This window comes from Streptomyces afghaniensis (genome assembly GCF_044327915.1).
GTDB lineage: Bacteria > Actinomycetota > Actinomycetes > Streptomycetales > Streptomycetaceae > Streptomyces > Streptomyces afghaniensis.
In genome coordinates this window covers 665,903-678,911 of record NZ_JBIRGJ010000007.1, presented here as the reverse complement: position 1 = coordinate 678,911, position 13,009 = coordinate 665,903, and the positions used below count along the sequence as shown (strand labels likewise).

Genomic DNA, 13,009 nt, shown 5'->3' with positions numbered 1-13,009 from the left:
AACGGCAGTGGTCCCTGCCGTGCCACGCGACGCAACTCGGGCAGTGCTCCCACGCGCTTGGCCGAGCGGACCACAGCGGCCAGGGGTTCCAGGACAGGCGTCTCGAAGAGTGCGCGCAGGGGGAGCTGGACGTCGAAGTCGGAGCGGATACGGGCGATGAGCTGGGTGGCCAGCAGGGAATGACCGCCCAGCGTGAAGAAGTCGTCGTCCAGACCGACCTGCTCGACACCGAGCACCTCGGCGAACAGTTCGGCCAGAAGCCGCTCGTCCGGTGTGCCAGGCGCACGGTGGGGGGCGCGCTGGGCCGTCAGGTCGGGGGTGGGCAGTGCGGCCCTGTCGATCTTGCCGTTCGGGGTGATCGGCATCGTGTCGAGGCCCATGACGACGGAGGGCACCATGGCCTCCGGGAGTGTCCGGGCGAGCGCTGCACGTGCCTGTTCCGGTCGAGCGGTGCCGGTCACGTAGCCGACGAGGGCGGTGCCGCCTGATGCGTCGGACCGGGCGAGGACCACGGCGTCGGTGACACCGGGCTGCTCGCGCAGCGCGTTCTCGATCTCGCCGAGCTCGATGCGCTGTCCGCGGATCTTGACCTGGTGGTCGCGCCGTCCGAGGAACTCCAGCTCCCCGTCGGGCAGGTAGCGCACGACGTCGCCGGTGGCATACATGCGGGCGCCCTGCGTCGTGCTGAAGGGGTCGGGCACGAAGACGGCGGCCGTCTTCGCCGGATCGCCCAGGTACCCCCAGGCGACCTGAGTGCCTCCGATGTAGAGCTCGCCCGGCACCCCTATCGGCGCCGGCGCCATCCGCTCGTCCAGAACGTACAGGGAAGTGCCTGCGATGGGCCGCCCGGCGGGGATGCCGGACCGACCGGGCACGGCATCACCGGGGGCGAGCCGGTGGACGCAGCAGCCGACGACGGTCTCGGTGGGTCCGTACTCGTTGACGATCGAGGCCTCGGGCGCGACCGCGCGGAACTGCTCCACGAGGACGGGAGACAGAGCCTCACCGCCGACGACGAAGCAGGCTTCCAGGCCCGCGAGGCCGTTCTCGGGAAGGAGCCGGCACAGAGCCTGAAGGTGGGAGGGGGTGAGCTTGACCACGTTGGGCCGGGCCGGGCCGGTGAGCACGGACACCAGTCCGTCCAGGGGATTGTCCTCGTCGACGAGGTGGATCGTGCCGCCTGCGATCAGCGGCACCCACAGGCTGGTCACCGTGAGGTCGAAGGCCACGCTGGAGTGGACCGGCGCCACGGGGGCACGGCCGGGGCTGTAGGCGTCGGCGGCCCAGCGCACGTAGTTGGCCAGACCTTGGTGCGGTACGACCACTCCCTTGGGGCGGCCGGTCGAGCCGGAGGTGTACAGCACGTACGCCGCCGTCCCCGCGCCGGGAAGGTTCTGCGCCGGGCGCTCGGGGAGGACCGTGACGTCGACGACGGCGGTACCCCCCGCCACGTCCCGTGCCTGCTCCCCGATGCCGACGACGGCGGCGGCTCCCGCGTCTCGCACGAGGGAGGCCAGCCGCTCCATCGGCTGCCCCGCGTCGAGCGCCAGGTAGGAGGCGCCGCACTTCCAGGCGCCCAGCATCGCCGCGACGAGGTCCACCGAGCGCGGCAGCAGCACGCCCACCACCTGTCCGGGACGCACGCCCGCCGCGAGCAGCGCGGCGGCGATACGGCCGGCCCGCTCGTCCAGCTCGCCGTAGGTGACGTGCCGTCCGCCCGCTACGGCGGCCACGCTGCCGGCCGCGGTGGCCACCTGCGTGTGGAACAGGTCAAGCGCCGTGGTGCCCTCGTCCACGGCGGCGGGGCCGCGTGACCAGCCGGACAGGCGAACCTGGTCCTCGACAGACACCGACGTCAGCGTGCACAGTGCCCGATCCGGGTGGTTGACGGCGTTGCGGCTGAGCGCGAGCACCGCGTCGAGCAGTCGCTCGGCGGTCTGTGCGGTGAACAGCTCGGTGCTGTACTCGAGGGTCAGGCGTGCGCCGCCGGGGCTGTCCGCGACGAACAGGGTGAGGTCGAACTTGGCGGTGGCGTTGGGGATGTCGAACCGCTCGGCGCGCAGCCCCGGAGCGAGGTCGAAGCCCTCTGGCATGTTCTCCTCGGCGACCATCGCCTGGAACAGTGGCTGCCCCGGGCGGTCCTGCCGGTGGCCGAGCGCCTGGACGACGTCGCGGAACGGAACGTCGGCGTGGCTGAGCGCCGTGGCCAAACGCGCGCGGACCTGACCGAGCAGGGCGCGGAATCCCAGACGGCGGTCGATCTCGGAACGTATGACGAGGGTGTTGGCGAAGAAGCCGATCAGCTCTTCGGTGTGCGCATGGCCGCGTCCCGCCGTGGGCACACCGATCCGGATCTCGCGCTGGCCGCTGTGCCGGCCGAGGGTGGCGGCGAACGCCGCCTGGAACGCGGCGAACAGGCTCGTGCCCTGGGAGGCCGCCAGCTCCCGGAGCCGCTGGGTGACCCCCTCGGACAGCACGGCGGTCACCCGGGCGCCACGGTGCGCCGGGACCGCGGTTCGAGGATGGTCGGTGGGCAGATCCAGGACGAGGGCTTCGGCCAGGTCGGCGCGCCAGTGGTCCAGTTGGCGTTCGGCCACACCGCCGGCCAGCCAGTCCCGGTGCCAGACGGCGAAGTCGGCGTACTGCAGTGCGGGAGCGGGGAGCGCGTCGGCGTTCCGCTCGGCGTACAGGGCGCGTAGTTCGTTCACGATGACGCCCATGGACCAGCCGTCGGTGACGATGTGGTGCATCGCCAGCAGCAGCACGTGGTCGTTCTCGGCGAGACGGTAGAGCACCGGGCGCAGCAGCGGACCCGCCGCGAGGTCGAACGGGGCGGCCGCGCGAGCGGCACTGTCCCTGCGGCACTCCTCTTCGGCGGCCTCGGCGGTGAGGTGGTCCAGGGTGATGTGCTCCATGCGCCAGGCGGGCTCGGCGTGGATGAACTGGGACACCTCCCCCTCGGCCAAGCCGAACGTCGTACGCAGGATTTCGTGCCGCACACCGAGGAGCCGAACGGCCTCTTCCAGCGCGCCGGGGTCCAGCGGGCCGGTGAGGCGCATCGCCACGGGCACGTGGTAGGCGCTCGACTCCGGCTCCATCTCGCCCAGCAGCCACAGGCCGAGCTGGCTCGGGGAGGCAGGCATGACATAGACCTGATCTGTGGACATGGGGTCCTCGCTGTTCCCTCTCGCGGTGCTGCCGGTCATTTCCGTACCGCTCGCTGGTCGTTCTCCTGGTGCGCCGTCTCGTCCCGGTGATCGCCGGGTGGGCCACAGGGTGGGCGCCCCGTCCGGCGGGTGTGCCGGACGGGGGGTTTCGCGTCAGACTGCGGGGACCTCTGTCCCGCCGTCCGTTTTCTCCTGCTCGCTCTCCGACCGGGCCGCCAAGGTGTGCAGCGCGTCCACCCAGCGGTCGGCGAGTTCATCGGCGTCGTGCGGCGGCTCGCGGTCGCCCGCGAAGGTGAGCACGAGCGCGTCCTCCGCACCACGCAGCACGTCGACCCGGACCGGGAACTCGGTCTGCGCCACGGAGTAGCTCCGGTGTGCCAGCGGGTGGTCCGACTCCACGGCCTCGGACACCGCGCCGAGCGAGGCGTCCACCGGGTAGTTGTCGAAGACGAGCACGGACTCCAGCGGGCGCCCGCCGGTCATCACGGCCAACTCGACGCCGCCGTGCTCCTCCGCCTCGAGGCGTTGCAGGTGGAGCCGGCGCACGGCTGCCGTCACGGGCTCGTCCGGGGCGAAGCGGAACCGGACGGGCAGGGTGCTGATGAAGGGGCCCACCGCCGCCTCAGCCTCGGCCGTGGCCGGGCGGCCGTTCGACGTCACGCCGAAGACGACGTCCTCGCTGCCGCTGCGGTCGGCGAGGACCCGTGCCCAGGCGAGCTGTGCGAACGTGGCGTAGGTGGTGCCCGCGCTCTTGGCCGCCGCGTCCAGCCGGTCGGTGAGCCGCGGGTCGAGCGCGCGCTGCACCTGCGTCAGGCGCCCCTCAGTGCGTTGCGGCTCCGCGGCCCACGGCCCGGTGCTGCCCTCCATGACCCGGGCCCAGTACGCGGCCGCCGTGTCCCGGTCGAGGCTCTCCACCCATGCGACGTGCTCGGCGAACGGGCGCGCCGGGTCGGCCTCCGGCTCGGAGCCGGTTGCGAACGCCTGGTAGGCGAGGAGGAGTTCCTGCCGCAGCCGCATGCAGGACCAGCCGTCGAGCAGGCTGTAGTGGTGGTGCTGGACGAGGAGTTGGAGGCTGTCCGTCAGCCGGTAGCGCAGCAGCCTGATCAGCGGCGGGCGGCCGAGGTCGAAGCCGGCCAGCCGCATCTCGTCCAGCTCGGACAGCAGGCGCTGCTCCTGCGTCCGCGGGTCGAGACCGCGCAGGTCGCGCTCCTCGAACCACGGCTCGACGTGGTCGGCGACGCGTTGCACCGGGGTGCCGGTGTCCAAGCCCTCGTAGTAGGTGCGGAGTACGGCGTGCCGGGCGAAGAGCCAGTCCCATGCCCGGCGGAAGGCCGCCTCGTCCAGTTCACCGGGGAGCGGGAAGCCGGACTGGATGACGTACAGGCCGGGGAAGGGCCGCTGCCGGGCAGTGGTGAGCATGTGGCGCTGGATCGGCGCCAGCCCGTACCGGTCGTGCGGCACTTCGGCATCGCCGTGCTGCCCCTTCCCGGTCTGCACCTTCTCCGCGTGCTGCGTTGCGGCCGACTCGTCGACGACCCTGGCCAGGTCCTCGATCGTCTGGTGCTGGAACACCATGCGGGGGGTGACGGCCAGGCCCGCTGCCTGAGCCCTGGTGACCATGCGGATGCAGGTCACCGAGTCACCGCCGAGGGCGAAGAAGCCGTCCGTGGCGCCGATGTCCGGCAGTCCCAGCAGCTCCTGCCACACGCCTGCCAGCAGTTGCTCGGTGGGTGTCACGGGGGCGCGGCCCGCGGAGCGGGTGGCGGCGCCGACCGGGGTGCCGGGCGCGGGGAGCCGGCCGCGGTCGACTTTGCCGTTGGGCGACAGCGGAAGCTTCTCCAGCTCGACCAGGAAGGACGGCACCATGTAGCCGGGCAGCAGCGTGGCCAGGTGCTCGCGGACGGCGTTCGCGTCCACCGGGCCCGCGCCCTCCTCGGGGACGACGTAGCCGACGAGGCGGCGCTGCCCGTCCATGGTCACGGCCGCGGCGACTGCCTGGCCGACGCCGAGCCGGCCCCGCAGGGCAGCCTCCACCTCACCCAGCTCGATGCGCTGTCCGGCGATCTTCACCTGGAAGTCGACGCGGCCCAGCAGCTCGAGGCTTCCGTCGGCCCGGTAGCGGGCCAGGTCACCGGTGCGGTACATCCGGTCGCCCGGCACGCCGCTGAACGGGTTCGGCACGAAGCGGTCCGCGGTCTGCCCCGGGGCGCCCGCATAACCCCAGGCCAGGCCGGTGCCACCCAGGTACAGCTCGCCCGGCACCCCCTGCGGGACCAGGCGCAGGTCGGTGTCGGTGACGTACGCGGTCTGGTTGGCCATGGGCACGCCGTACGGGATGCTCTGCCATGCGGGGTCGACCTGTTCGACCTCGAAGATGGTGGAGTCCATCGATGCTTCGGTGGCACCGCCCAGGCTGATCACCCGGGCTCGGGCGGCTCGCGTGCGCAGCCGGTCGGGCAGCGTGACAGGGATCCAGTCGCCGCCGAGCAGCACCACCCGCAGGTCCGGGAGGGACTCCACGCCGAGGTCGTCCATGCCGTCGAGCAGCAGCCCGAGCAGGGCCGGTACGGAGTGCCAGACAGTGATCCGGTGTTCCTGGATCAGCTCGAGCCAGTGGCCCGGATCGCGATCCCGCTCCGGTGCGGGCAGGACGACACAGGCACCGGTGATGAGGGTGCCCAGCAGGTCGTACGCCGTCATGTCGAAGCCGAGGGAGGACACCGACAGGACGGCGTCACCGGCCGCGATGTTGAAGCGCCGGTTGAAGTCGCTGAAGTTGTTCACCCGGCCCCGGTGGTCGAGCAGGACTCCTTTGGGCCGCCCCGTCGACCCCGAGGTGAAGATCATGTAGCACAGGTCGCCCGCGTCGGCCGGGCAGGGCACGGGCGCGTCCGACGCCGCGTCGAGTTCGCGGCGGACCTCGTCGGCGTCGAGCACGACCACCGGAACGTCCACGACGGGAAGCCGGCCTCGCACCGCCTCGCTGGTGACGACGGCCCGGATCCCGGCGTCCTGGAGCATCAGGGTGAGCCGCTCGGCCGGCTGGTCGGGGTCGACGGGCATGTATGCCGCTCCCGACTTGAGGGTGCCGAGCACCGCGAGCGGCAGGTCGGCGGTCCGCTCCACGGCGACGGCGACGACCTCGCCCCGCCCCGCTCCGCGCTCCGCGAGGACCCGGGCGAGCTGGGAGCTGCGCCGCTCCAGCTCCCCGTAGGTGACGGTGCCCGACGGGGTCCGCACGGCGGGGGCGTCGGGACGGGCGGCGGCGCGCTCGGCGAAGAGGTCCGGCAGAGTGCGCTCGCGGGGGTACTCCGCATGGGTGGCGTTCCACTCCAGGGCGGCGCGCCCCTCCTCCTCCGCGGTGAGCACTCCGAGATCCCCGACGGTGGTGTCCGGTGCCTCGATCAGGGTGACCAATGCCTGTTCGAGGTGGGCCAGCATGCGGTCGATGCGCTGGGCGGTGAAGATCTCGGCGTCGTACTCGCAGGAGACGTCGATGCCGTCGGGTCCGTCGAGGAGGGAGAGGTCGAGGTCGAACTTGGCGGTGCCGTTGTGGGTGTCGAAGGTCCCGGACTCGACGCCGGGCAGGCCGAACCCGCCGCCGACGTGCTGGTAGACGAACATGACCTGGAACAGCGGGTTGCGGTCCAGGCTCCGCTCGGGGCTGGTGCGGGCGACGACCTTCTCGAACGGCACGTCCTGGTACTCGTACGCGGCGGTGACGTCGTCCCTGACGCGGCGCAGCGCCTCGGTCGCGGTGTGTGCGGCGTCCAGCCGCAGCCGCAGGGCGAGGGTGTTGGCGAAGCAGCCGATGAGGTGCTCGGTCTCGGCTGTGGGCCGGTTCATCGCCGGAGTGCCGACGAGCAGGTCGCTCTTGCCGCTGTAGCGGCGCAGCACCAGGCCGAGCCCGGTGAGCAACGTCATGAACGGTGTGGCGCCCTGCTCCCGGGAGAAGGCGTGGATGCGTTCGACGAGCTCCGGCTCCAGACGGCGGCGTCTGCGCCCGCCGCTGCGCTGCGCGTCAGCCGGACGCAGCCGGTCGGTGGGCAGGTCGAGGGAGGAGTCCGCGCCGTCCAGCCACGTGTCCCAGAAGTCCAGCCCCTGGCTGAGGCGTTCGGCCCCGAGACCGGACTGCTGCCAGCGGGCGTAGTCGGCGTACTGGACCGGCAGGTCGGGCAGGGCGGGGTGCTCGCCGTCCTGCATCGCACGGTAGAGGGCGACGAACTCGCGGAACAGGATCTCCACGGACGCGCCGTCGGTGGCGATGTGGTGCACGATGATGGCGAGGACGTGGTCCTCGTCATCGAGCCGTATCAGCACCGCTCGCACGGGCAGTTCGGCACCGAGGTCGAAGTTGTACGCCGCGCACCGGTCCACGATCGCGCGGACCGCCTGCTCACGCTCGTCGGCGGGCACGGCGGTGACGTCCTCGGTGGCCAGGGAGAATCCGGTGGCGTTCGGCGCGGTCACGGCGACGGGTCCCTCGTCGCCGTCGGCGTACCGGGTACGCAGGATCGCGTGGCGCTCGACGATCCGGCGCAGTGCCAGGTCGACGGTGGCGGGGTTGATCGCTCCGCGCAGCCGCTGCGCCATCGGCACGTTGTAGACGCCGGAGCGTTCCGGATCCTGCTTCCACAGGAACCAGAACTGCCGCTGCGCGGCGGACAGCGGGGCCGGGCCGTCCTCGCCGCTCGGGGCGATCCGCGGCCGGCCGGCCGCGCGGCGCTCGCGCAGCATACGGGCGAGCAGGGCCTGCTTGGCCGGGGAGAGCCCGGCGATTCGGGCGTCGAGGTCGCTCATGCCGGGACGCTCCCGTGACGCTCGCGCACGGAGCGGGGGGTCAGATCGGTCCACACCTCGGCGATGTGGGCCAGGCACTCGTCGCGGGTGCCCGTGGTGCCGGTGTCGGTCCAGCCGGCCGGCATCGGGCGCTCCAGGAACCACACGGAGTACTGCTCCTCGGCGTTCACGACGACACGGAACTGGACGGTGTTGCTGCTCATGGACTGCCTCACTTGGTGGTGACGGTGGATGCGAAGAAGTCGGGCACGACGTGGCCGGTGCCCGCCGCCCGGGCGCGGTTGTGCACCCAGGAGCCGACGGCGAGATCCAGGACGCCGAGGCCGAAGGGGGAGAAGACGATCGGCCGGGAGCGGTCGACGTCGACCCGTCCGAGGAGGACGTCGGCGAGCGTGCCGGTGATGAAGTCACGTCCGCCCCGGGCCTGTTCGGCCAGGTGCAGGGAAGTGCGCTCCCGTACCGCGTGCTCGGTGTCGTCGGTGATGTTCTGAGAGGCCAGCACCATCTCGGGGGCGAGGTCGCGCAGGGAGAGGTGCAGCACAAGGGGGGCGTGGTCGAGGAGCTTCGGGTCGTGGATGTGCGGCTCTCCCGCGACGGTGGTGAGGACCACCAGGTCGCACTCGGTGAAGGCCTGCTCGATGTCCTCGGCGACGGTGAAGTCCTGGGCGCCCTCGGCGGTCAGCTCCTCGCCGAAGGCGCGGGCGGCGGCGGGGTCGAGGTCGTAGAGGGTGAAGCCGCCGATCTTCCAGTCCAGGTCGCGCAGGAACTTCCACACGTGCCGGGCGATCAGGCCGGTGCCGACGACGCCGACCCGGCGGGCGGTGCGGCCGCCGCCGAGAGTCTCGGCGGCGAGCACGGCGGAGGCCGCGGTGCGGGTGGCGGAGATGACCGAGGACTCCAGGCAGGCCGCCGGGTAGCCGGTCTCGGGGTCGTTGAGCAGCAGCACCGCTGAGGCCCGCGGGATGCCGTGCGTGCGCGGGTTGTCCGGGAAGCTGGCGATCCACTTCAGGCCCGCTGCTCCGAATTCGCCGCCCAGGTAGGCCGGCAGCGAGATGATGCGGGCCCGCGGGTTGCCGGGGAAGCGCAGGAAGCCGCTCTGCGGGTTGACGCTGTCGCCGCTGTCGTGCGTGAGGTAGGCGCGGCGCACGAGATCGACGCACTCCTCGCGGTGGCCCTCGATCTGTGCGGCGACGGCGGCTTCGGAGACGAGGGTGAGGGAAGGCGGGGAATCCGCGGTGCCAACGGACACGGTGGTTCCTTTCCTTTCGTACGGGCAGGAAGGCCGGACGGGGTCAGACGATGGCCGTGGCCACCGCATCCGGGGTGAGGGTGCGCTCCACCCAGGCGGGGTTGTAGACGGTGCGGGCGTAGGGGATGCCGCGGTCGGCGCAGAGGAAGACGGTGGTGGGCCGCTGTCCGGCGGGCGGCGGGCGCTCGGCGAAGTACCGGCCGATCGCCGCGTAGACGCTGCCGGTCGAACCGCCCGTGTACAGGCCGTGCTCGGCGTACAGGGAGCGGCAGCCGTGCACGGTCTCGTACTCGCTGACGTGTATGACGTCGTCGATGACGGCCCGGGTGACCAGCGGTGGCACGATGCTCGAGCCGAGACCGGGGATGTGGCGCCGGCCCGGCTCGCCGCCGAGGGCGACGGAGCCGAGGACGTCGACGGCGACGACCGTGACCCCGGGAAACCGTTCCTTGACGCGCCGCGACAGGCCGGCGATGGTGCCGCCTGTGCCGACGCCGACGAAGAGGTAGTCGATGCGCGCGAGCGCCCTGTTCAGCTCGGCCCCCGTCAGTTCGTAGTGGGCCGCCGCCGCGTCGGCGTTGGTGTACTGGTTGGGCCAGTAGACGTCGCTGATCTCCTCGCACAGCTCGGCGACCCGCGCCAGCCGGGCCGGCAGGTAGCCGTCGGGGCCCGGTTCCACGACCTTCTCCACCCGCTCACAGCACGACCGCAGGACAGCCTCGGTCAGCGCGTTGCAGTTGGCGTCGATGACAGGCACGAACCGGATGCCGAGCGACTGGCAGAAGGCGGCGAGCGACGTGGCGAAGTTCCCCGACGACGACTCGACGACGGTGGTGCGCTCGGTGATGTCGCCACGCTCGATGGCCTTCTTGAGGATCCAGTACGCGGAACGGTCCTTGGTGCTGCCGTTGGGGTTGACGTACTCCAGCTTCGCGAACAGGCTCAGCTCGTCATCCGGAAGGCACAGCAACGGGGTGTCGCCCACGGACGCGCCGATCATGTCCAGGCGCTTGCGCAGCGGGTTCACAGCTGACCGCCGGGCAGGTAGCGGGGCAGCGGGAACTCGGCTGCCAGCTTCTCCACCTCGGCACGCAGCCGGGCCGCCGTGAACTCGTCCAGGACGAAGTCACGGTCACCGACCGGCTCCATGGCGGTGAGGACGGAGTGGATGATCCCGGCGCAGGTGCGCATCTCCCGCGGGCCGAGTCCGCGCTGGGCGACGGCGTTCGTGCCGATGCGCACCCCGCTGGTGACCGCGGCGGGACGGGCGTCGCCGGGGACACGGTTCTTGTTGACGACGATGCCGATGGATTCCAGGGCCCGCTCGGCGGCGAGGCCGCTGACGTTGTCCCGGGTCAGGTCCAGCAGCACGATGTGGTTGTCGCTGCCACCGGTCACCACGTCGTGCCCGAGCGCCGTCAGCTCGGCCGCCAGAGCCGCCGAGTCGTCCAGGATGCGCTGGGCCGTGTCCCTGTAACGCTCGGTCGCGGCCAGCGCGAAGGCCCGCGCCTTCGCGGCGATCGCGGGGAGGACGGGCGCGCCCTGGAAGAACGGGAAGACGGCACGGTCCAGCGTCCTGGCGATCGTACGGCCGGTGCCGGGCAGCACCGTGCCGGCGTCCCGGCCGGACATGATGACGCCGCCGCGCGGCCCGGCGAGCTGCTTGTGGGTGCAGCTGGTGGTGATGTGGGCGTGGTCGATGGGGCTGGGGTGCAAGCCCGCCGCCACCAGCCCGGCGATGTGTGAGATGTCCGCCATCAGCAGCGCGCCGACGCTGTCGGCGATGGCCCGGAAGCGTGCGAAGTCGACCGTGCGCGGGTACGCCGTGGCACCGCAGATGATCAGCTTGGGCCGGTGTTCGGCCGCGAGGGCGGCGACCTCGTCGTAGTCGATCTGGCCTCGCTCGTCCAGGCCGTAGTTGACCGGCGTGAAGTACGTGCCGGAGTAGGCGACGCTGTAGCCGTGGGTGAGGTGTCCGCCGTGGTTGAGCCGCATGCCGAGCACGCAGTCGCCCGGATCCAGGACGGCCGAGAGCACCGCGTAGTTGGCGGTGGTCGCGGAGTGCGGTTGCACATTGGCGTACTGGGCGCCGAACAGGTCGCGGGCCCGGTCGACCGCCAGTCGCTCGATGGGGTCGATCGCCTCGCATCCCGCGTGGTAGCGGGCACCGGGGTAGCCCTCGGCGGTGACGTTCATCGATGAGGTCGCCAGGCACGCCAGTACCGAAGGATCGGTGACGCTGGAGGAGGCCACGAGCATCAGGGAGTCGTGCTGGCGGGCGTGCTCCCGTTCCATGGCGGTGACGAGTTCCTCGTCATCCGATGCCAGCAACTGTGCGGCGTGGCGGGCGAATTCTTCGGTTGCGAGCATGGTCGATAAGCCCCTCTTGCGGAATCGGAGAATGCGGGGTGAGAAAGCGGGAATCGGGTGCGGTGTGCCCCGTCTCAGACCTTCTGCGGCTGGGAGACGGGCGCGTCGAACGCGGGTGGCACGGGCACCGGGTCCATGAGGGAGTCGTCGGCGTCACGTCGGATGAACAGGCCCGCCAGGCCGGTCGTGACCAGCGCCATCACCACGAGCATGGTGTAGAGCTTCTGGTCCAGCAGGCCCACGCTGACACCGATGTTGAGCACGATGAGCTCGGTGAGGCCACGCATGTTCATCAGCAGCCCGAGCGTCCCGCTCTGCCGCCAGGACAGTCGGAACAGCCTCGCGGGAACGGCGGCACCGACGAGTTTCCCCACGCAGGCGACCAGCAGGATGAAGAGCATCTCCAGCGAGTTCCCCGCCGAGAGCGAGCGGAGATCGATCGAGATACCGACGACGATGAAGAACAGCGGCAGCAGGAAGACGCTCACCTGCTCGATGGGTTCCAGCGCGTGCTTCTGCAGCATCGGGTGCACCGGCCGCGGCATGACCAGTCCGAAGACGAATGCACCGAAGATGGCGTGCACGCCGATCCACGTGGTCGCGCAGGCGGAGAGAAACACCCCGGCGCCCACCACGGCCGACATGTACGGTGCGCCCGCCCCCATGCTCATCCGCTCTGTCAGCCGTGCCAGCAGTGGGCGCACGACCAGGGCCATCACCGCGAGGAACAGCGCCAGCCAGCCGGCCATGGCCGCCACCCCGAGCAGCGAACCGGCCGTCACGATGACCACCACCAGGGCCAGCGAACACCAGGCGATGGCATCGCCGAGCGCGGCGCTGGCCAACGCGAGCACCCCCACCGGGGTGTGCAGCATCCGGCGGTCGGCCAGGAACTTGGCCAGCACGGGAAACGCGGTGATCGACATGACGACGCCGATGAAGAGGGCGAACGGCACCGAGGCGACTTCTCCGCCGTTCACCACACCGTGCTCGCGGTAGAGCAACAGCGCCAGTGGGAGCCCGAGCAGGAACGGCACGGCCATGGCCGACACCGAGACGCCCACGACCACCCGTCGCCTGCCCTGGAGCAGCCCGGTGTCGAACTCCCATCCGATGAGGAAGACGAACAGCACCACGCCCACCTGGGCGAGCACCGACAAGTAGGGGCGGACGTCGGAGGGGAAGAGCGTTTCCGTCAGGTTGCCCGGCAGCAGGCCGAGCAGGGAAGGGCCGAGAACGAGGCCCCCGACGAGCTCACCGATGACGGCGGGCTGCCGGAAGCGGAGCGCCAGCCGGCGCAGTGCGGCGCCGGTCAGCAGGATGATCGCGATTCCCGCCATCACCATCGCAACGACCGTGTCGCTGTCTTTCACGGGGCCGGCCATCGCCGCACCACCCTTTCTGTTCAAGGTCCGGTGCCCAC

Annotated in this window: 7 protein-coding genes; all 7 read right to left on the bottom strand. The window is 71.4% G+C overall.

All coding sequences use genetic code 11. The features are described 5' to 3' along the window. A partial coding sequence (locus tag ACH4G3_RS28810; RefSeq protein ID WP_397627235.1) for an amino acid adenylation domain-containing protein occupies positions 1 to 3,143 on the bottom strand: 3,143 nt, incomplete at its 3' end. A gap of 177 nt (positions 3,144 to 3,320) precedes the next feature. After that, positions 3,321 to 7,967, bottom strand: a complete 4,647-nt coding sequence (locus ACH4G3_RS28805) for an amino acid adenylation domain-containing protein (protein WP_397627234.1) — start codon at positions 7,965 to 7,967, stop codon at positions 3,321 to 3,323. Then, a complete protein-coding gene (locus tag ACH4G3_RS28800; protein WP_354750320.1) occupies positions 7,964 to 8,170 on the bottom strand; it encodes an MbtH family NRPS accessory protein in 207 nt (68 codons plus the stop codon). The genes ACH4G3_RS28805 and ACH4G3_RS28800 overlap by 4 nt, the downstream gene beginning before the upstream one ends. Positions 8,171 to 8,178: 8 nt before the next feature. Then, entirely contained in the window at positions 8,179 to 9,216 is a 1,038-nt protein-coding gene (gene sbnB / locus ACH4G3_RS28795; RefSeq protein WP_397627233.1) for a 2,3-diaminopropionate biosynthesis protein SbnB, read from the bottom strand. Between the two features lie 43 nt (positions 9,217 to 9,259). After that, a complete protein-coding gene (gene sbnA / locus ACH4G3_RS28790; protein WP_397627232.1) occupies positions 9,260 to 10,243 on the bottom strand; it encodes a 2,3-diaminopropionate biosynthesis protein SbnA in 984 nt (327 codons plus the stop codon). Then, positions 10,240 to 11,586, bottom strand: coding sequence for a serine hydroxymethyltransferase (locus tag ACH4G3_RS28785; protein WP_397627231.1), 1,347 nt, complete (start codon positions 11,584 to 11,586; stop codon positions 10,240 to 10,242). Before ACH4G3_RS28785 ends, sbnA begins: the two co-directional genes overlap by 4 nt. 74 nt (positions 11,587 to 11,660) lie before the next feature. Then, positions 11,661 to 12,971, bottom strand: a complete 1,311-nt coding sequence (locus ACH4G3_RS28780; protein WP_397627230.1) for a cation:proton antiporter — start codon at positions 12,969 to 12,971, stop codon at positions 11,661 to 11,663. Positions 12,972 to 13,009 lie beyond the last annotated feature (38 nt).